Raw genomic sequence first — 19,388 nt, forward strand, 5'->3', positions numbered from 1 at the left:
CGAGCAGCTCCCCACAATTGGTTGACACGCTGCCAATCCCCACGGGTAATAACTCCGCCGCTGAAATGTTCGCCATGAACATCAATTGTCAAATTTCTTCAAGACACAATTCCACCCGGTTTTTCCGATGAAAAGGATAGTTCCGTGATTAAAACAAATGATGCGTCCGTCGCCTCCAGTGCGGAGGCCACTCTTATGTCCGCATTGCCGCCCGCTGCCATGTCCCGACGACACCTGTTGCGGGGGGTAGGGGCGGGGGCGCTGGCGGTTGCCGGCGGGGCGCTGTTAGCCGCCTGTGGATCGGCGACGACTGCATCCAGCACCGCTTCTTCCGGCGCTGCCAGCGGGACAGTGGGTCTGCAGCTGGTATTCATCAAGAACGTCCAGTTCGCCGGTAGCTTCTTTGCCGACCAGAACGGGTACTGGAAGAACCTGGGCCTGAACGTCAACCTGATGGCCGGTGGACCCAACCTGACAGTGGAGCCGGTTGTCCAATCGGGCAAGGCGCTGGTGGGCATAACCCACACGGCGCAGGCCGTAAAGGCCATCATCAACGGCGCTGACCTGCAGATCATAGGCGCAGGTTTCCAGAAGAACCCCTTCGTATTGATATCCCGTGCGGCTGCGCCTATCAAGACGCCGCAGGAACTTGCCGGTAAGAAGATCGGGGTACAGGCCCTGGACCTTCCGGTCTTTACGGCCTTCCTCACGGCCAACAAAATCGACAAATCCACGTTCACGATCGTGCCGCTGCAGTCCGACCCCACACCGCTGGTGACTGGTGAACTCGACGGCATCATGGGCTTCTACAGCAACGAGCCCAATTTCCTGCGCATCAAAGGAGTCGAACCCTACAACCTGCTGTTTGACAACTTCAACTACCCCCTCATGGAGGAGGCCTACATCGTGAAGAAGTCGAATCTGCAGGACACCGCGAAGCGGGCGCAGATCGTGGCACTGATGCAGGGCGAATCGAAGGGCTGGCTGGATGCCGTTGCCAGTGTGGACAAGGCGGCCGACCTGGCGGTCAACAACTACGGCAAGGACCTCAAGCTCGACGTGAGCCAACAGGTGTTGGCGATGAAATCGGAAGTCGATCTGGTCGTCACGCCCGACACGAAGACTCACGGGCTTTTCTGGATGACCGACACACTTATCAACGGCACGGTCAACTCGCTAAAGCTCGGCGGCGTCGAGGCGACGAAGGACATGTTCACCCTTGATGTCCTGAATGACGTATACAAAGGAAAGGCCACGGTCTGACCCATGGGCACCACACCCGGAAATGCGGGCGTCAGCATTCGCGACGTCTCCAAGAAGTTCGCCGTTCGTGGCAAGGAGGTCCTGGCGCTCTCCGGAGTGAATCTGGAGGTCCCCCTCGGAGGATTCCTGTCGCTGCTGGGCCCAAGCGGTTGCGGCAAGTCCACGATGCTGCGCATCTTGGCGGACCTGGACGAACCGACCAATGGCCAGGTCCTTGTTCACGGCGAAGCTCCGTCGGTCGCCCGGAAGAACCACCATCTCGGAATCGCTTTCCAGGATGCGGCGCTATTGCCATGGCGCACGGTGGAAGAGAACATCAAGCTTCCCATCCAGGCGGCCGGTCGAAAGCCGGCAGAAAATGACCTGCGGGACATCATCTCGCTCGTCGGCCTGACCGGCTTTGAGAAGGCAAAGCCCGCACAGTTGTCCGGCGGTATGCGCCAGCGTGTTGCAATTGCAAGAGCGCTCATTCACGAGCCCCAGGTCCTGTTGTTGGATGAGCCCTTCGGTGCCTTGGACGAAATGACCAGGCAAAGGCTGAACCTTGAGTTGCTCCGGGTATGGACGGCGCGCCGGACCACGACGGTACTGGTCACGCACTCGATCGCCGAGGCTGTTTTCCTTTCCGACTCTGTGGCCGTAATGGCACCACGTCCCGGTCACGTCGTCGAGAAGATTGACATCGACCTGCCAAGGCCCCGTACCCCGGACATGCTGCGCTCCCCCGAGTTCCATAAGATCGCGGACCGGCTGAGTGGACTTCTTTTCACGGGCGAGTCCAGCCCGCGCGGGGACCGGCATGCCGCCAAAGTCAACGCCTGATGCCGTCAGTGCTCTTAGCGAAAGGAACCTCGTGGCAACATCCAGTGCTGTAAGCACGTCCGCGCCGGCGCCCGAGCGCCAGCCTCCTGCGTCCAGGCTAAAGAACCGCTTGAGAAGCTGGCTGCCGCCGATGGCGGGGCTTGCCGCGCTGCTCGTGGGTTGGGAACTCATCGCGCGAACTATCGCCGCGGGTAAGCACATCGTGCCGACCGTTCCGGACGTGGTTGGCACCATGGTCGCCGACGGCTTCTATTTTGACGGTGTGATGACCACCCTTGGGGAAGCGGGCCGTGGATTCTTTTGGGGAAACCTGGCGGCGCTGGGTGTTGCCGCCATTTGCCTGCTCTTGCCTCGCTTGAAGAACATCTTGACGCGGCTGGCAATGGCGACCTATTCCACTCCTACCATTGCCATCGCGCCGCTGTTGATCGTGCTGTCTTCGCCGGACGGGGCGAAGGTCAGCATGGCGGGGCTGTCAGTGTTCTTCCCGACACTGCTCGGGGCACTGGTGGGCCTGGAGGGCGGCCCCAAGTCAGCCTTGGAATTCGTCCACGTCTCTGGTGGATCCCGGGCATTTGCTCTAGCACGGGTACGCGTTCGCGCGGCGGTGCCCGAAATAGCCGCCGCACTCAGCCTGGCTGCACCTGCTGCGGTGGTTGGCGCCATGATCGGAGAGTATCTTGGCGGGGACCAGGGACTCGGTGTGGTCATGGTGCAGGCTCAGCAGTCACTGAACGAGGCGCGGGCCTGGTCGGTAGCGGTTGAGGCGACAGCTCTTTCCACCGTGACTTACCTTTTGATCGGTGCAATTGCCCACCGCCTGGCGTACACCGCTACATCGACAGAATTCGGCATCTCCGCGACGGTCCGGTCGAAGGGCACCAAGCAGGTGACTTTGGCTTTCGGGCGTACGATTGCTTCCCTCGTGGCGGTGGTTCTTCTGTGGTTCGCACTGGTGCGCGGGTCAGGCCTTGACCCCTACCTCGCCAAGACTCCAGACCAGGTATGGACGTATCTCACCGCCGGCCCGGATGCGGCGGCAAATCGAGACGTGATCTTCTCCGGGCTGGCAAAGACACTGAGCGACGCCTCCATCGGCTATGTTGCCGGCACCGTCGCAGCGCTCATTGCGGCAGTCATCTTCCTCAACTCTTCACTGGTCGAGGGCATGTTCCTGCCGGTGGTCATGACCATCCGTGCCGTACCGCTTGTGGCAATGACTCCGATCATCGCCCTCGTCTTCGGGCGGGGCGTCATGACGGTGGCAGTGCTCGCCGGCGCGGTCACCTTCGTGCCGACGCTGGTGATCGTCTTGGCGGCGTTACGCGCCGTGCCGAAACCCGCAACCGAGTTGATGCACGTATATGCCGTCGGCTGGGTTCGCTCGCTCTTCAGCGTCCGTTTGGCCTACGCCATTCCAGCCCTGGCCGCGAGCGCCCGGGTGGCGATTCCGGGCTCCATTCTTGGCGCCGTCCTCGTTGAGATCCTGGCAACAGGCGATGGGATTGGCTACACGGTCGCGACCAGCATTGGAAATTCCGAATATGTGACCCTGTGGACTGCATTGGCGGTCCTCAGCGGGGTTACGGCGCTGCTGTACATGCTGCTATCGCGCGTGGAGTCGGCGCTGCTGACACGTATCACCCAGTAATCAAGGCCCTTGAACAGTGGATGCATGTCGATGTTATGCGCGACAACTGAGGGACCGCAGCCGTCCGCGCCGGCAGCATCCGCCGAATTAATGTCACGGTCCAGGACGGAAGGATTCAAATGAACAGGCATTCCGAAGCGGTCCGCGAGGACGATCTTGAAGAGGGGCGCTGGAAACACCCAACCCCGGTCACGGCTGAACTCGCGTCCACTTGGGTTGAAAAGGGTCGGCGTCTCTCGATCCCGATGCTTGAACTGGCCGGACCGGTAGCGGACCCGGCGACCGTTGTTCCCCAAGTTGTTGAAAAGGAAAGTGAGCGGCTGTACGGGAACTTCATGCTCGCTTGGCTCGATAACAGCAGCGAGCCACGGGTTGTGAACCACCTTCCCGACGCAGCGTTTTTTCTGCAATTGCTGGACCTCACCTATGGGCCTGTCTTCGAATTGCGTCCCGAGCTCCGGAGCCTCTTGAGTGGTACGAGCCGGCCCGAAATGTCTTTGACCAACGACGTTCTCCAGATTCAGCTGGGCACGGTCCAAGGGAACTACAGCATGATCCGGCACCACGCCCTCATGTTGTTCTACGCGGCCCTGTGGCTGGATGAGCCCGAACGGTCCGGATGGTTTGACCTCTACGACCAATTGGTGACCTACGTTGACGGGCGCCCGGAAGGGCGGCCGAGCCTGGAACAGATCGGCCTCACGGAAAGCGGCGCCTTTGAGGATTTCGCGGCGCTCTCCGGGCGAACACTGACGGCTCCGGAGGCTCGGCAGCTGTTGAACGATCCAGAAGCACTGCGACGGATCATTGACTACCAGTTGTATGCCGCTGTGGCGATTGGCCTGCTGTGGCGCGAGTATCGCGCCCTCCCCGAGGACCTGCGGGAAGGATGGCACCGTGAGCAGCTGTCGAGGGGCTACGTCAGCCCGGATTATCTGGAGGACAACTGGCTGAACAAAAAGTAATCCTCCACCGCCCGGCAAACTAAAGACTCGAAGGAGAGAACAGAGCATGACCGAACTACAGCTCATCATCAAAAATGCACGCCTCAACACGGACGACCAGGAACTGTACAACATCGGAGTCCGGGACGGAGTCATCGTCGCCCTCACCGGCCAGGCGGAGGACCTCGGCACTGCCGCCGAGATGTTGGATGCCGCCGGCCGCTGGGTGATACCCGGTGCCATCGACACTCACTCCCACATAAACCAGCGGGCTCCGGAATACAATGATCTGCCGGGCTTCGGCCCTGACGACAACTTCGCGGTGGAATCCAAGGGAGCACTCGCGGGTGGGTGCACCACAGCCTTGAACTACGCGCAATTCGGACTGGGCTCAATGCTGGAGGCATACCGTGAGGGTCTCCGCGCGGCCGGTCAGCAGAGCATGATGAACGTCCTCTTCCATGGCTACGTCATGAACATGGAACAGGTCGCTGAGATCCCCCAGGCGGTGGCCGAAGGCATCACAACATTCAAGTTGTTCATGCCCTATCGCGGCGAAGAGGCAGCCGCCCTGGGCGGCATCGGCAGCCTCAACCACGCCCAAATGAGAATAGCCTTCCGCGAGATTGCTCGGCACGGGGTACAGGCGCTGGTGCACGCCGAGGACGGTGACATCGTTGATCACTGCATGCAACACGAGATTTCGACGGGAATGACCTCGCTGGCCTCATGGGAACGGTCCCGGCCAACCGAGGCCGAAGGCGACGCCGCATGGACCGCCCTCTACCTGGCCGAAAAGGCCAACTGTCCGGTCACGATTGTCCACGTCTCGAGCCTCGAGGCGATCCGCGCTCGACGGGCGGCGGGCTATAGCGATGCCGCACTCGAGTCCTGCGTGCACTACATGCTCCTGACAACCAGCTCCGGCATTGGCCCGGAGGGCAAGGTAGCCCCTCCCCTGCGCGACCCCGAACTGGCAGCTGCAATCACGGACGCCGTGTTGAACGGCGAGATCGACTTCTTTGGCTCGGACCACAATGTCTGGCCGAGTGCCGCGAAAACCGACTGGGTGACTGCCCGCCCCGGATTGCCGGGCATCGCTTTGATGCTTCCCCTGTTGCTCACTCACCTTGTTTACGAGCACGGCATGAGCATGGAGCGTGCTATCGAGCTCACGTCCACGAATGCGGCCCGCCGATTCAACCTGCCAAACAAGGGCCATGTCTCCATTGGAGCCGACGCGGACCTGGTCATTCTCGACGAGGGTGAACGGGTGGTTCGGGCGAATGAACTGCACTCAGCCGTGGATTACTCGCCCTACGACGGATACGTCCTCAAGACCTGGCCCTCAGCCACGGTTGTTGGCGGAACAGTGGTCTTCAGGGACGGCGTTTTCCCCAACGAAGATTTCCGTGGAGAAATCATCAACGACCGGTTCCGGAGGGATGGGGCTGGAGTCCAGGGGCCCGACGCCGATTTAGTCGGGAGCATTGGTTAATCGATGACAAATGATTCGCAGATCATCAGTACCGTCACATTTCCTGACAAGGAACTGCTGGCGGCTTTGGAACCATTGCCGGAAGGGATGCGGGGAACGGTGTGGGACCTTCGCAGTGCGCCCGTCGGAGTTGACCTCGACGACGTCGATGCGGTCGTTCTGCCGTATATCAACGCCGCTGAGGTGCTTGGGGAACTAGGCCGTGTGCCCCATCTCAAACTCGTCCAGACGCAATCCACCGGTTACGACGGTGTGCGTGAGGCAGTGGGTGAGACAGTTGCCGTCGCATCGGCCAGCGGCGTCCACGCGGCTGCTACGGCCGAATTGGCGATCGGGCTCATCCTGGCGTCGCTTCGTGGCATCGACGCTGCAGTGCGCGACCAACAAGAGGGTGCATGGCGGCCGCAGCGGCATCTCTCGCTCGCGGACCGTAAAATCCTACTCGTTGGAGTCGGAGGAATCGGCATGGAAATTGCCCGCCGTCTGCAGCCCTTCGAGGTTGAACTGACCCGGGTCGGTAGTTCCGCCCGGAACGATGCCGACGGCCACATTCACGGCGCGCAGGAACTCGTTGCGTTGGCTGCCACGGCGGAAGTCATGGTTGTGATCACTCCTTTGACTGAGCAGACCCACCACTTGATCAACGCCCAGGTCCTTGCCGCGCTGCCGGCCGGCGCTCTCGTTGTCAACGTTGCCCGCGGGGCGGTCGTCGACTCCGACGCCCTGACGGCGGAAGTGGTGAAGGGCAGACTCAAGTGTGCCATCGATGTCTTCGATCCTGAGCCGATACCGGCCGATCACCCCTTGTGGACTGCCGAGAATGCCTTGATCACCCCGCATATTGGCGGAAACACTTCAGCGTTCTACCCGAGAGTGGTCAAGCTCCTTAAGAAGCAGATGGAGGCGTTCGCGCGGGGCAAGGTCCCGGACAACCTAGTACAGCGCGGACCTTTCGCGTAACGGAGAACTTTAAGTACTAGCAACGCTTTAGGAAATGGACACGAAAAATGAATGCTGTTCCCCGGAAAGTCGCCGTGATCGGACTGGGAATCATGGGCCTGCCGATGGCCGTCAACCTGCTCAAGGCCGGCCATCAAGTCACGGGATTCAACCGCAGCCAGGGCAAGATCGACCAGTTGGTCAGTGCCGGGGGCGCCGGCGCTCCCGGCACCGCCGAAGCCGTCAAGGACGCCGACGTCATCATCACGATGGTGCCGGACTCCCAGGACGTCGAGGCGGTCGTCAGCGGCCCGGACGGCGTCTTTGCCAATGCCCAAAAGGGTGCCTACTGGGTTGACTGCAGCACTATCCGACCCGATGTCAGCGTCCAGTTGGCCGCGGCGGCGCAGAAAGCCGGCATCAAGGCTCTGGATGCCCCTGTTTCCGGCGGCGAGACAGGCGCCATCGAGGGCAATCTCTCCATCATGGTCGGCGGCGAAACCGCCGACGTCGACGCCGTTCGGCCGGTTCTTGAGGCCATTGGCAGCACCGTGGTTCACGTTGGTCCGTCCGGCTCCGGGCAGACCGTGAAGGCGACCAACCAGCTTATCGTTGCGGGCACCATTGAGCTGCTGGCCGAGGCACTGGTCTTCCTTGAGGCGCACTCGGTGGACACTCAGGCCGCCATCAAGGTTCTCGCCGGTGGTCTGGCCGGCAGCCGGGTTCTGGACCGCAAGGCCGCCTCGATGATCGCCCGCAAATTCGAGCCGGGCTTCCGCGTGGATCTGCATCACAAGGACCTGGGCATTGTCACCGCCGCAGCCCGCGAGGCCGGCGTCGCCATCCCGCTGTGTGCCATGGCGGCGCAGTTGATGGGGGCGGTGCGCGCCCAGGGGCACGGTTCCTTGGATCATTCAGCCCTGATGCTCCTCGTTGAGCGGCTGTCCGGCCGCTCCGCTGGTTGAACACCCGGCCGTCCATCTTCTCCTGGCAGAAAAGTGCCGCTCCAGAATCAATCCTGGAGCGGCACTTCGTTAGCGAGGTTGCGGGAAACAGCGGACTTCTATGTCCGTGGAATCCGGATGACGGCCGGACCCACGCGCTCGGCCAAGAGCTGTACATGAAGCGTGCGGCCGTCATGGGTGATGGTAGCGCCCGAGCCTTCAACGGTGGCATCTTCCAGGCGCACTCCCGTGGGTGCCAAATCGGTTGCCGTCGTGCTTTCATCGAGGGAATCGACGAAAGCGACGATTTCGGTTCCGCGGTCAACCCAACGGATCCAGGGTTCGTCCGCGGGCACGGCAACGGCGGGATCCAACGGCGTGGCGCCAACCAGATACTGTTTTCCGGTGGCCATCCAGGCACCCAGCTCCGTGAGGGACTGACGTTGGATCGCCGGGATGGTGCCATCCGCCTTCGGCCCCACATTGAGCAGAAAGCGTCCACCGCGCGAAACAACGTCGACCAGCTGGCGGGCAAGCTGTTTGCCGGTCAGCGACTGTTCCGCTCCTTCAACCTGGTTGTACCCGAACGAGAAGCCTATGCCCCGGCAGTTCTCCCACGCGTCAAACGACTCTGCGTCCTTGTGGGCTTCGTACTCGCTGGTGCCGTAGTCCTGGTGCGTGGCACTGCCCCACCGGTCGTTGACTACGCCCGTCGGACAGGCGGCATAAAACTCCTTGAACAGTGTGCCCAGACCGCCCGGTCCAAAGTGCTTCCCGGCGTCGGGCCATTCGATGTCATTCCAGAGGATTTCCGGCCGGTACCGCTCAATCAGGTCGGCCACGTGGTCGTAGGCGTATTGGGCGTACTCGGGGTCCCTCGGCCGGTCGGTGTCGTGGACGCTGTCCGAGCTCATGTGCGGCGGGAAGGGGCGGACGTGCCAGTCCAGTCCTCCGGAGTAGTAGAGGCCCAAGTGCATGCCCCGTTCTTTGACCGCGCCGGCAATGGCGCCAATCAGGTCCTGCTTCGGGCCGCGGTGCACCACGTTGCGTCCGTTCGTTCCCGGCGCATCCCATAGGCCGATGCCATCATGGTGTTTAGTGGTTGGTATTACGTAGTCGGCGCCGGCTTCCTTGAACAATTCGGCCCAGCTGGCAGGGTCAAAGTTTTCGGCGTGCCACTGGTCAAGCAACTCGTCGTAGGGAATGCCGCCATGTACTTCCTGATGGTGCTTCTGTGCCGGGCTTCCATCAATTCGGATGGTGTTCATGTACCACTCGGCGTAGGCATTGTGCGTGAACCACTCGCGTGGGTCCTTTATGGTTCCCAGGGCTCCAATGGGTTCGGCCCAAGCCGGGACTGAGTAGGCTCCCCAGTGGATGAAGATACCGAAGGGTGCGTTGCGGAACCATTCGGGCAGCTCCCTTTTTAGCTGGGCCCATTCTTCCTGCGCAGCTGGCTGGGTTTCTGTGGACGTGCTGGGCTGAGACATCAGACTCCGATTCGTTGTTGGTGAGACAGTGAGACAAACTTCTTTAGTCTTGGGGGCGGATCCGGGTGGGTTCAGCGGCCTCCCAAGCCGCCCATACTGATGCCCTTGACGAGTTGTTTCTGCAGGACGATGACGACGATCAGGCTGGGCAGCACGGCCAGTGTGGACGCTGCCATGAGGGGGCCCCAGTCGGTGCCCCGTTCGCCGGAGAACATTGACAGGCCGAGCGGGATAGTGCCCTGGGTGTTGTCATTAATCACAATCAGGGGCCATAGGAAACTGCCCCAGTAGTCAATGAAACTGAAGACGCCGACGACGGCGAGCGGGGCCTGCACGAGCGGCAGGATGATGCTCCACAGGATGCGGAAGGAACCTGCGCCGTCGATGCGGGCGGCTTCCTCGTAGTCCAGTGGCAGGGTCAGCAGGAATTGGCGGATCAGAAAGGCCCCGAAGGCGCCGAAGGCGAACGGAACGATCAAGGCAACCAGCGAGTTCACCAGGCCCAGCTTGTTCATCATGATGTACAGCGGGATGACGAGTACCTCATGCGGCAGTACGAGAGTGCCCAGGAATAGCAGGAACAGCCTGTCCCGGAAGCGGAACCGGAACCGTGCGAAGGCATAAGCGGAGAGCAGTGAAACGGTCGTGGTCAGCAGGGCGCCGGCGAGAGCCACAATGAAGCTGTTCACGATGATCCGGCCGAAGGGGATGACCGTCCATGCCGTGTTGTAGTTCGACCACTCCAGGTGTGATCCCAGGAAACTGGCACCGGTGGAAAAGACTTCCTCGGTGGATTTCAAGGATGTTGCCAGCATCCAGATGAACGGGAAAATGAATCCCAGGCCGACGACGATCATCGCGGTCCGGCTGATGATCCGCCCTCTGCGTCCTCGGCTACGATCGCGCTTGCCTGTCTGGGGGGCGGTTCGTGTCAAGGTGTCAGTTGTCATAGTTGACCCACCTCTTTTGCTGGGAAAATTGCAGGGCCGTGATCAGCATGACGATCACGAACAGGATCCAGGCCAGCGACGAGGCATAGCCCATCTTGTCGAAGGAGAAGCCGTTGCGGTACAGGTAGAGCACGATGGTGTTCGTCGACTCCCCCGGGCCACCAAGGGTAAGCAGGTACGGCTGGGTGAAGACCTTGAAGGAGCCGATGATCGTCATGACGGTGCAGAAGAACAGCGTCGGTGACAGCATGGGGAAGACAATCCGGTAGAAACGCTGCCATGGCCCCGCACCATCGATCGTCGCGGCTTCGAGCAGGCCGGGTGAGATGTTACTCAACCCCGCTCCCAGAACGAAGATGTTGTAGCCGATCCCCTGCCAAAGCGACATGGCGATCAGGGACGCCATGGCAAGGTTGCTGTCACTGAGCCAGGACGGTCCGTGTATGCCCACTCCTGCCAGTCCCGAGTTCACAACACCGTTGTCACTGAGCATCAACCGCCAAACCAACGCATTGGCCGTCATCGGCGTAACAACGGGAATGAAGAACAACACCCGGAAAAAGGGCCCCCATTTGCCAATGTGATGCAACCAGGTGGCAAGTCCGAGGGAAATTCCGAGGTTTAGAACCGTGTAGCAGACGGCAAAGACGAGCGTGTTTCGCAGCACGGTCCAAAAGACCGGATCCGAACTGAAAAGCGATGCGTAGTTGTCAAAACCCACAAACTCCGGTTCCCCGAACAGGGGCCACTTGTACAAGCTGATAACCAACGATGCGACCAACGGGATGATGATGAAAATGAGGAATCCGAGCATCCCCGGTGCGAGATACAGAGCTGCCAGCCGACCCTGTGCGCGGCTTTGGATTCGTTCGGGCGGAGCGGCTGGTGCTGCAGCCACGGCTTCGCTGTTTACTTCAGGCAGAACAATCATGAAATGGACCTAACGCATCATGGATGGACCAGGGCGGTTGACTATGCCGGCCCGCGGTAACCCGCAGGGCCGGCATGTCACCTATTTCGCGGAATTCGCAACGCTATTCAGGATGGTTTCGGCGGATTTCGTGCCACGGAAACCCTCAACCGAGTACTGGGTGAACAGGGTTTCGACCTGGTTCCAGTTCTTCGTTGTCTGCAGCGGTTTGCCGTTCTTGAGTAGTGTTTCGATGGTGGAAACATCAGCGGCGGGTTTAGTTCCAGCCCAGACCTTCATCGCAGCCTGAAGCGTGGGAACGTTTCCGTGGCCTGCACCTACCGCCCCGATAACGTCGGCGGTGGTGATCTTCATGATGTTCGCGAATGCGGCTTCCTTATCCTGGCAAGAAGCAGCAATGCCGAAGCCTGAACCCTGGATCATGGAAATCGGGTTCCCGGAGGTGGACGGAATAACGGCAACTCCGACCGTGCCCTTGGTTTTGGTGGTGAATGTCTGGTACATCCAGGGGCCCCCGAAGGTCATTGCCGCTTGGCCGCTCATGAACTGCTGCTGCGAGACGTCCACAACGTCCGACGCCTGCGGGGCTTGCGCAACGTGTTCCTTGTTGACCAGGTCGAAGGTGAACTGCACGTCTTTGACGAAGTCGGGGTTGGTGATATCCAGATTGCCGTCCTTGACGGGATAGTGTCCGTCCGCGAATGCCAAGGCCGGAGCCGGGCCGTTAACGAACTGCGGCGGGAGCGAGAGCCCGTAAACGCCGTTCCTGGTCAGTGCCTTCGCATCGGAGATGAACTGCGCCCGGGTGTAATTCTCCGTCGGATACTTCAGCCCGGCAGCCTGGAACAGGTCCTTGTTGTAGTAGAGAACAAAGGGCGCTGCATCGTAAGGTATCGCCCGGAGCTTACCGTCGACGGTCATGCCCTGAATCATCGCCTGGTTGTACTTGGAGGGGTCGATATTGTTTTTCTTCGCCAAGTCATCCAGCGGCGCCAGCAGGTCTTTTAGCTCCTGCGCCCGGGCCCCTTGGGTGGTAATGATGCAGGGCGCGCCCGGGCTGGCCTCACGGGTTTTGACCTTGGTCCAGTAGTCGGGGAAGCTGGGTCCCTCAAGGGTGAGGTTGAAGCCGGGATCAGTCTTCTTCGCTGCGTCAATGAATGACTGCCATTGTGAGCGGTCATTTTCGTTGGAGATCCAGGTATACATGGCCGAGGCGGCAGAACTTGCTCCGGGGCCGCTGGCTGCAACTCCGCTCGAGCCACAGCCAGCCAAGGTGAGAGCCGCAACAGCCGAGAAGGCGATAGCGCTGACAGTGCGGCCAGCGGGGAGGTTTCGCGACACTGGGAAAACCTTTCAGTAGAACAGAGAAGGGTCGCCGCACAGCGCTGCATTCGAAAACGTCTTCAGCAAACATCTTCTGCGTTGCGTGACGGGGGTCTCATCAGAATGCAGTGCACATTATGGGAAGTCAAGGTTGTTTTGCGATATTCATCAGATCTTTGTTGATTGAGTGGGCCGGAATGAGGCATCTCAGCGGTCAAATCTGGGGCGATGGGCATATACATCTGATGTATCGTCGGGTTCAGCTGGGCGGCGCTCCCCCGGTCGCGGCTGTGCCGCCGGCTCAGATTTCAGGCTCCTCAGCATCGGCCAGGGCGCCAGGCGGGATGTCACGCACATAGTCTTCGACGGCATACAGGTGGCTTGCCATGCGGACTCGGGCGCGTTCGGGATCGTGCAGCCGCAGGGCGGCGAGTATTTCCAGATGTTCCCGGTGGGTGTCCCTCAGGCCGGGTTTGTCGTGGGTAGAGCGCCACATTCGGCCGCGGAGAGTCCGCCCCGACAACGCCTCGATCAGAGCCGACAGGACCCGGTTTCCCGAGGCCTCGGCGATGAGGCGATGGAACTCCATATCGGCTTTCAGGGCCGTTTCGTGATCCGTTGGATCCGCATTGATCGCAGTGTGGGCCACCGTGAGAAGTGCTTCCGCCCGTTCCAGTTCCTCTTGCGAGATCCTCCGCGCGGCAGCGCCGGCAGCCTCCGTCTCCAGGGACCGTCGGACGGCGTGGACCTCTCCCGCTTGTTCACCTTCCTGCAGGCTGACCCAGAACTCCATGGCGGACAGGAGTTCCGCGGGCTCGAGCTGAGTGACGAAAGTACCCGCCCCCTGGCGGGTTTCAATAATTCCCATAGTCGACAGGGCGCGGATGCCCTCGCGCAGCGAGCCGCGGGAGACCTCGAGCGATGCGGCCAGGTCCTTCTCAACCGGTAGCCGCTCGCCGGGAACAAGCCGCCCGCTCGAAAGCATCTGCTTGATCCCGCTGATGACCACCTCGGTCTGGGACATCGGCGCAGTTGTCATCTCGGTGAACTCACTTCCTAGAGGCGTTACCTTCAGTAACCGGGGATCATTAGACAATCATCGGATGTATCTATAGACATCGCTTGCAGTTCCTGTATATTTCTCGTACCAGCAACCATTATTCATCCGATCTATCTGTTCTGTACAGGATCAAGGCTACAAGACCGCGGTCGACAAGACTGCGATCTAAGGGGAACCATGACAACCATTACCGGATTCGACGTTTACGACGTTAGATTCCCCACCTCGTCGTCCGCCGACGGCTCCGATGCAATGAACAAGGACGCCGACTATTCGGCCGCCTATATCGTGCTGCACACTGACGACCCGGACATCTTCGGGTGCGGGTTCACCTTCACTATTGGTCGAGGCAATGATATCTGTGCCGCGGCCATCGAGCAGCGGGCCCTCCCGTTGGTCGGACGCGAAGCAGCGCACCTCTGTGATAGTCCCGGTACGACATACCGGATGTTGAAGCAGGATTCCCAGCTCCGCTGGCTTGGCCCGGACAAGGGCGTGGAACATCTGGCTCTGGGCGCAGTCATGAACGCGGTCTGGGACATGGCGGCGCGAAGAGCCGGCTTACCGCTGTGGAAACTCCTTGCGGGAATGACGCCGGAGCAGTTGGTGGACGCAACTGATCTCAGCTACCTGTCCGATGTCCTGACCCGCGATGAAGCCATTGACATGCTGGCCAAGCTGGAGCTGACCAAGCAAGAACGCATCGATCAGCTGGAGTGGACCGGATATCCCTGCTACACAACGTCCGCCGGTTGGCTCGGCTACTCGGACGATAAGCTCCGGCGGTTGTGCCAGGAGGCCGTCGATGAAGGCTACCGACACATCAAACTGAAAGTCGGTGCCAGTCTCGAGGACGACATTCGCCGGCTTGGCATCGCCCGGGAAGTTATTGGTCCCGACGCCTACCTCATGATCGACGCCAACCAGGTTTGGGACGTCCCGGAAGCGATCGCCTGGGTGCGCGAACTGGCCCGGTTCAACCCATTGTGGATCGAAGAACCCACCAGTCCCGACGATATCCTTGGGCATGCGGCGGTGCGGGAAGCGGTCGCTCCGGTCGGGGTTGCCACCGGAGAACACGGAATGAACCGGGTGCTCTTCAAGCAGCTCTTTCAAGCCAACGCCATCGATTACTGCCAGCTGGATGCGTGCCGGCTGGCCAGCGTCAATGAAATCCTCGCCGTGCAGCTTATGGCTGCCAAGTTCGGGATTCCGGTCAACCCGCACGCAGGTGGGGTTGGACTGTGCGAACTTGTACAGCACTTGTCCATTTTTGACTACATTGCGGTGTCCGGCGATCTGACGGGTCGGGTCACCGAATTCGTCGACCACCTCCACGAACATTTCACTGACCCCTGTGTGGTCTCCGACGGAGCGTACGTCCTACCCTCCAAACCCGGCTATTCTGCAGAAATGTTCCAGGCTTCACTGGATCGTTTTGCCTACCCGAACGGCTCGTTCTGGTCCGCTACGCCCCGGGGATCAGCGGAACGGAGCAGACGAGCGAGGCGCGTATCCGAGGGAACCGCCTTCGCCTCGGTTAGATCCGGGGAAATATCGTGATCAACTTCGAACTCATTCATCCGACCCTCCTGGCGGCCCTGGCGCAATCAGGTCATGGCACACAGATTCTCATCGCGGATGGAAATTACCCCCACAACACTGGCGGGCCGACGGGCGCTGTTCGTGTGCCGCTGAACCTGCGGCCCGGGCTCCTGAGCGTAGACCAGATCCTCGAAGTGCTTGGTACAGCCATACCCATCGAGGCTGCGGCGGTGATGAGCCCGCCGGACGGCAACGATCCCCCGGCAGTTCGGGGCTACAGGGAACTTCTCGGTCCCTCGGTGGCCGTGACATCCTATCCCCGGTTCGATTTCTATGACGCCGCCCGTAGTCCGAACGTGGCCGTCATTGTCGCCAGCGGGGACATCCGCCAGTACGCAAACCTGCTTCTGACTATAGGTGTGCGGACAAGTGCAGGCTGAGGACCGCGATGAACATTGTTGATTCCCATGTGCACTTTTGGGATACATCGGTACTGAACTACCCCTGGTTGGAGGGCGCACCGGGACTCAATAGAGCGTACGTGCCTACCGACCTGGACATCGGGAGCCTGGGTGTCGCCCGGATTGTTTTTGTGGAAGGCGACTGTTCACCCAAGCAGAGCATCGCGGAAGTTGACTGGGTCAGCGGAATGGCCGACGTCGTACCCCGGCTCGGCGGCATCGTTGCTTCTGCGCCCATCGAGTCCGGCCCCAGGCTCGCCACGCACCTCGGGTCGCTGCTGCAACGGCCCCTTGTGAAGGGTGTACGGAGGCTCTTTCAACAAGAGTCGCACTCGTTCATTACCGATCGGGCTACGGTCGCAGGTGGACGCGCCGTGGCCGAATCAGGACTGACCTTTGACGCCTGTGTTCGCCACGATCAGCTGCCGGCTTTGACAGCCTTCGCCCGAGTTCTTCCGGAGTTGCGGATCGTCCTCGATCACATGGGAAAACCGCCTATTTCTTCTGGCGAACTTTCGCCCTGGCGGGCGAACCTCAAGCGGCTGGGCGCACTACCCAATGTCTTCCTTAAGCTCTCCGGTGCCGCCCCGGAAGCCGATCCGGACGGGGACTTCCGCAGTCAGGTCATGCCGTTCCTAGAGACGGCACTGGAGACCTTCGGGGCAGCGAGATGCATGTTCGGCAGCGATTGGCCCGTCTCCCGCGCTGCCCGGTCCTCGGATAACGGCGATGACAGCTACGGCGAATGGGCCGACATCGTCCTCAACCAGGCTCTCGAAGGCGCCACGGCGGCAGAACTGGCCGCCGTCGCACACGATACGGCCACAAGGTTTTACCAACTCGATCAGTGAAAGCGAGCGACGAAGTGAGTACGCGTACCATTGCGGGAACGAGCGTTGAGATACCAGCACTGGGCTTCGGCGCAGCCCCCATCGGAAACCTTTACCGGGAGGTCCCACATCGGGAGGCGGTCGATGCGGTAGTCGCCGCGTGGGACCGAGGCATCCGCTACTTTGACACGGCGCCTCATTATGGGCTCGGACTTTCCGAACGCCGAGTGGGCGAAGCGCTGGGAGGGTATCCCCGGGACGAATACATCCTTTCAACCAAAGTCGGCCGATTGCTGCGCCCGAACCCGGCACCGACAGGGCGTGACACCGATGGCTTCGACGTGCCCGATGATCTGACCCGGGTCCGGGACTACTCCCGCGATGGTGTGATGCGCTCCATTGAAGAGAGCCTGGACCGTTTGGACACCGACCGGATCGATATCGTCTACATCCATGACCCGGACGACTACTGGGCTGAAGCCCTCGACGGTGCCGTTCCGGCACTGGCCTCGCTCCGGGACCAGGGCGTAATCGGCGCGTACGGGGTTGGTATGAACCAGGTCGAAATGCTGCACCGGTTCGTTACGGAGAGCGAGATCAATGTCATCATGCTCGCCGGACGCTACACCCTGCTGGAGCAAGGCGCCGCCGCTGAGCTTATCCCCGCCTGTATCCAACGGCAGGTAGGTATCGTCAACGTCGGCGTCTTCAACTCGGGGTTGCTCTCCAAGAACAGAGTCTCACCCGATGCCACCTTCAACTATGAGCGGGCGCCGGAGGATCTCGTTCGACGGGCGACTGAACTGGCCGAAATCTGTGAAGCCCACGGCACAACGCTGCCGGCCGCCGCCATCGCCTTCTCCTTCCGGAATCCAGCGGTCACCAGTGTTGTCCTGGGCATGCGCACCCCCGAACAGGTGAAACGGAACCTGGACCTCACGGAGGTACCTGTACCGGACGCCCTCTGGGACGAGCTGCGCCAGCGCGGCCTCATCCTCTGATCCGTGGTCTCGACTTCATTCAAAAGGAGGACATTTCGTGAGCACAGTGCTTGTCACCGGGGCGACAGGGTTTATCGGATCCAGGCTCGTCCGCCAGTTGCATGAAAATCATGACGTTATCGCCTTTGCCAGGGGGGAAGTCACAGAAGCATCGGTGAGCCTTCGCGGCGACTTTTCCGTTGCCGAGGATCTCGCCCAGCTCGACGGATACGACGTCGACGCCGTTGTGCACCTGGCGGGCGTTACCGGGGGCAGTTCAGAGGAAGACGCCTTCCGTGTCAATGTGGCCGGGTCCCGCCGGTTTTTCCGGTACGCAATCGACCACGGGATAAATCACTTCGTGGTGGCAAGTTCCATCGCCGCCGCTGGTTGTCTCTCGGATGAATTTCTTCCCTCGGACCTGCCCATCCCGGACGACCATCCTGGCCGTGCCTTCGACGCGTACGGTCTCTCGAAGTCCCTGATGGAGTCCACCATCAGGTATTTCGGGCGAACCGACCCCGGCCTCGAGTTCACGGTTTTCCGCATCGGCGCTGTGCTGCCGGAGGATGCGGAACCCGCAGAACCGGAGGCCCTGCAGACTATGAACTTGCCGTTTTGCCAGATGGGGACCATCGCCGCGTCCGATGTTGTCGACGCCATCGCCCTGGCAGCCACGCACCCCGTCGGCCCTGGAGTCCGGCAAATGAACCTCGTCGCACCGTTGGCCGGAGCTCCCATCCCAACAGCCGAAGCCCTGCGCGCTGTGCTCGGTGCCAAAGCCGATGACTTGGACCTTTCGTTCTATGAAAGCCCCGGCAACTCCGATGGCCCGTTGTACGCCGTCGACCGGCTCTACCACGTTTATGGTTTCCGCCCACGGGTCAACGTGCGGACAATGCGCAATTTTGCCGACGAGCAATATCCATTTCTTCCCCCAGCAAGGAGCACAAGCCAATGAAGGAGCTGCAAATGGAATTTGAAGGACTTAAGGCGATAGTTACCGGCGGGGCGTCTGGGATCGGCGCCGCAACGGTGGAATACCTGCAGGACCGTGCGTGTAAGGTCGCAGTTCTGGACTTGAACCCAGAAAGCGCCCCCGAAGGATCTGTGGGGATTCACTGCGACATATCGAACACTGAGTCAGTCGATGCCGCCGTGGACAAGGCGGCACAGCACCTGGGCGGTATCGACATCGTGATTAACAACGCCGGAATCGGGGCCCAGGGCGATATAACCGCAAACGATGACACAGAATGGGCTCGAGTACTGAACACCAACGTTGTTGGAATCGCGCGCGTGACGCGAGCTGCCTTGCCGCACCTGCGGGAGTCCCGGAATGCCGCGATCGTCAACACGTCGTCCATCGCTGCCACGGCGGGGTTGCAACAGCGGGCGCTGTACTCCGCATGCAAGGGCGCCGTGCATTCACTCACATTGGCGATGGCAGCCGACCACGTCGGGGAAGGTATCCGGGTGAACTGCGTCAGTCCCGGCACTGCCGACACGCCGTGGGTCGCCCGGTTGCTTGACTCCGCGCCTGATGCGCAAGCGGAGCGCGCCGCGCTGAATGCACGTCAGCCTCATGGGCGGCTGGTCGCGGCAACGGAAGTAGCCGCAGCAATCGGGTACCTCGCAAGCCCGCTCAACGGTTCCGCGGTGGGCGTCTCGCTTGCGGTCGACGGCGGCATGGGCGGCCTGCGGCTGCGTTCACGTTAATCCGAACAAACCAATCCGAGCCCGCATGATTGTTTCTA

At 61.0% G+C, this 19,388-nt stretch carries 18 protein-coding genes; 13 read left to right on the top strand and 5 right to left on the bottom strand.

Annotated features, from left to right (window positions below; all coding sequences use genetic code 11):
* Positions 1–204: 204 nt before the first annotated feature.
* The 7 genes from AB0323_RS20895 to AB0323_RS20925 all read left to right on the top strand — a co-directional run bounded on the left by AB0323_RS20895 (position 205) and on the right by AB0323_RS20925 (position 8,082).
* Positions 205–1,263: an ABC transporter substrate-binding protein gene (locus AB0323_RS20895; RefSeq protein ID WP_366179035.1), complete on the top strand. Its 1,059-nt coding sequence runs from the start codon at positions 205–207 to the stop codon at positions 1,261–1,263.
* Positions 1,264–1,266: 3 nt separating this feature from the next.
* Positions 1,267–2,085: an ABC transporter ATP-binding protein gene (locus AB0323_RS20900; protein ID WP_366179036.1), complete on the top strand. Its 819-nt coding sequence runs from the start codon at positions 1,267–1,269 to the stop codon at positions 2,083–2,085.
* A gap of 31 nt (positions 2,086–2,116) precedes the next feature.
* Positions 2,117–3,736: an ABC transporter permease subunit gene (locus AB0323_RS20905; RefSeq protein WP_366179037.1), complete on the top strand. Its 1,620-nt coding sequence runs from the start codon at positions 2,117–2,119 to the stop codon at positions 3,734–3,736.
* 119 nt (positions 3,737–3,855) lie between these two features.
* On the top strand, positions 3,856–4,701 hold the full coding sequence (locus AB0323_RS20910) for a hypothetical protein (RefSeq protein WP_366179038.1): 846 nt from the start codon (positions 3,856–3,858) through the stop codon (positions 4,699–4,701).
* Between the two features lie 46 nt (positions 4,702–4,747).
* On the top strand, positions 4,748–6,178 hold the full coding sequence (locus tag AB0323_RS20915; protein WP_366179039.1) for an amidohydrolase family protein: 1,431 nt from the start codon (positions 4,748–4,750) through the stop codon (positions 6,176–6,178).
* A gap of 3 nt (positions 6,179–6,181) precedes the next feature.
* Entirely contained in the window at positions 6,182–7,138 is a 957-nt protein-coding gene (locus tag AB0323_RS20920) for a 2-hydroxyacid dehydrogenase (protein WP_366179040.1), read from the top strand.
* 47 nt (positions 7,139–7,185) lie between these two features.
* Complete coding sequence (locus tag AB0323_RS20925; RefSeq protein WP_366179041.1) at positions 7,186–8,082, top strand: 2-hydroxy-3-oxopropionate reductase; 897 nt, start codon at positions 7,186–7,188, stop codon at positions 8,080–8,082.
* 98 nt (positions 8,083–8,180) lie between these two features.
* Here AB0323_RS20925 and AB0323_RS20930 read toward each other — a convergent pair whose 3' ends face one another.
* The 5 genes from AB0323_RS20930 to AB0323_RS20950 all read right to left on the bottom strand — a co-directional run bounded on the left by AB0323_RS20930 (position 8,181) and on the right by AB0323_RS20950 (position 13,794).
* Positions 8,181–9,551, bottom strand: a complete 1,371-nt coding sequence (locus tag AB0323_RS20930; RefSeq protein WP_366179042.1) for an alpha-L-fucosidase — start codon at positions 9,549–9,551, stop codon at positions 8,181–8,183.
* A 71-nt stretch (positions 9,552–9,622) separates the two neighbouring features.
* Positions 9,623–10,501 (bottom strand): carbohydrate ABC transporter permease, encoded by an 879-nt coding sequence (locus AB0323_RS20935; RefSeq protein WP_366179043.1) that lies wholly within the window; start codon positions 10,499–10,501, stop codon positions 9,623–9,625.
* Complete coding sequence (locus AB0323_RS20940; protein ID WP_366179044.1) at positions 10,491–11,432, bottom strand: sugar ABC transporter permease; 942 nt, start codon at positions 11,430–11,432, stop codon at positions 10,491–10,493. The genes AB0323_RS20935 and AB0323_RS20940 overlap by 11 nt, the downstream gene beginning before the upstream one ends.
* Before the next feature lie 81 nt (positions 11,433–11,513).
* A complete protein-coding gene (locus AB0323_RS20945; RefSeq protein WP_366179045.1) occupies positions 11,514–12,773 on the bottom strand; it encodes a sugar ABC transporter substrate-binding protein in 1,260 nt (419 codons plus the stop codon).
* A gap of 283 nt (positions 12,774–13,056) precedes the next feature.
* Positions 13,057–13,794, bottom strand: a complete 738-nt coding sequence (locus AB0323_RS20950; RefSeq protein WP_366179046.1) for a FadR/GntR family transcriptional regulator — start codon at positions 13,792–13,794, stop codon at positions 13,057–13,059.
* Between the two features lie 198 nt (positions 13,795–13,992).
* Here AB0323_RS20950 and AB0323_RS20955 point away from each other — a divergent pair, with 198 nt between their 5' ends.
* Genes AB0323_RS20955 through AB0323_RS20980 form a run of 6 tightly spaced genes read left to right on the top strand, consistent with a single transcriptional unit; the run spans position 13,993 to position 19,350 of the window.
* The gene (locus AB0323_RS20955; protein WP_366179047.1) at positions 13,993–15,378 is read left to right on the top strand and encodes an L-fuconate dehydratase; all 1,386 of its coding nucleotides are present in this window, start codon (positions 13,993–13,995) and stop codon (positions 15,376–15,378) included.
* On the top strand, positions 15,375–15,800 hold the full coding sequence (locus AB0323_RS20960; protein WP_366179048.1) for an RbsD/FucU family protein: 426 nt from the start codon (positions 15,375–15,377) through the stop codon (positions 15,798–15,800). Before AB0323_RS20955 ends, AB0323_RS20960 begins: the two co-directional genes overlap by 4 nt.
* An 8-nt stretch (positions 15,801–15,808) precedes the next feature.
* On the top strand, positions 15,809–16,672 hold the full coding sequence (locus AB0323_RS20965) for an amidohydrolase family protein (RefSeq protein ID WP_366179049.1): 864 nt from the start codon (positions 15,809–15,811) through the stop codon (positions 16,670–16,672).
* Between the two features lie 14 nt (positions 16,673–16,686).
* A complete protein-coding gene (locus AB0323_RS20970) occupies positions 16,687–17,652 on the top strand; it encodes an aldo/keto reductase (RefSeq protein ID WP_366179050.1) in 966 nt (321 codons plus the stop codon).
* Between the two features lie 37 nt (positions 17,653–17,689).
* A complete protein-coding gene (locus tag AB0323_RS20975) occupies positions 17,690–18,592 on the top strand; it encodes an NAD(P)-dependent oxidoreductase (RefSeq protein WP_366179051.1) in 903 nt (300 codons plus the stop codon).
* Between the two features lie 11 nt (positions 18,593–18,603).
* Positions 18,604–19,350 (top strand): SDR family oxidoreductase, encoded by a 747-nt coding sequence (locus AB0323_RS20980; RefSeq protein ID WP_366179052.1) that lies wholly within the window; start codon positions 18,604–18,606, stop codon positions 19,348–19,350.
* The last annotated feature ends 38 nt before the right edge of the window (positions 19,351–19,388 follow it).

The organism is Arthrobacter sp. NPDC080031, from assembly GCF_040702485.1.
Lineage (GTDB): Bacteria > Actinomycetota > Actinomycetes > Actinomycetales > Micrococcaceae > Arthrobacter.

What these genes read in the sequence shown, in the direction of transcription:
- AB0323_RS20900 (WP_366179036.1), top strand. Translation starts at nt 1,267, where the DNA reads ATGGGCACCACACCCGGAAATGCGGGCGTCAGCATTCGCGACGTCTCC.
- AB0323_RS20910 (WP_366179038.1), top strand. Translation starts at nt 3,856, where the DNA reads ATGAACAGGCATTCCGAAGCGGTCCGCGAGGACGATCTTGAAGAGGGG.
- AB0323_RS20915 (WP_366179039.1), top strand. Translation starts at nt 4,748, where the DNA reads ATGACCGAACTACAGCTCATCATCAAAAATGCACGCCTCAACACGGAC.
- AB0323_RS20920 (WP_366179040.1), top strand. Translation starts at nt 6,182, where the DNA reads ATGACAAATGATTCGCAGATCATCAGTACCGTCACATTTCCTGACAAG.
- AB0323_RS20925 (WP_366179041.1), top strand. Translation starts at nt 7,186, where the DNA reads ATGAATGCTGTTCCCCGGAAAGTCGCCGTGATCGGACTGGGAATCATG.
- AB0323_RS20930 (WP_366179042.1), bottom strand. Translation starts at nt 9,551, where the DNA reads ATGTCTCAGCCCAGCACGTCCACAGAAACCCAGCCAGCTGCGCAGGAA.
- AB0323_RS20935 (WP_366179043.1), bottom strand. Translation starts at nt 10,501, where the DNA reads ATGACAACTGACACCTTGACACGAACCGCCCCCCAGACAGGCAAGCGC.
- AB0323_RS20940 (WP_366179044.1), bottom strand. Translation starts at nt 11,432, where the DNA reads ATGATTGTTCTGCCTGAAGTAAACAGCGAAGCCGTGGCTGCAGCACCA.
- AB0323_RS20950 (WP_366179046.1), bottom strand. Translation starts at nt 13,794, where the DNA reads ATGACAACTGCGCCGATGTCCCAGACCGAGGTGGTCATCAGCGGGATC.
- AB0323_RS20955 (WP_366179047.1), top strand. Translation starts at nt 13,993, where the DNA reads ATGACAACCATTACCGGATTCGACGTTTACGACGTTAGATTCCCCACC.
- AB0323_RS20965 (WP_366179049.1), top strand. Translation starts at nt 15,809, where the DNA reads ATGAACATTGTTGATTCCCATGTGCACTTTTGGGATACATCGGTACTG.
- AB0323_RS20980 (WP_366179052.1), top strand. Translation starts at nt 18,604, where the DNA reads ATGGAATTTGAAGGACTTAAGGCGATAGTTACCGGCGGGGCGTCTGGG.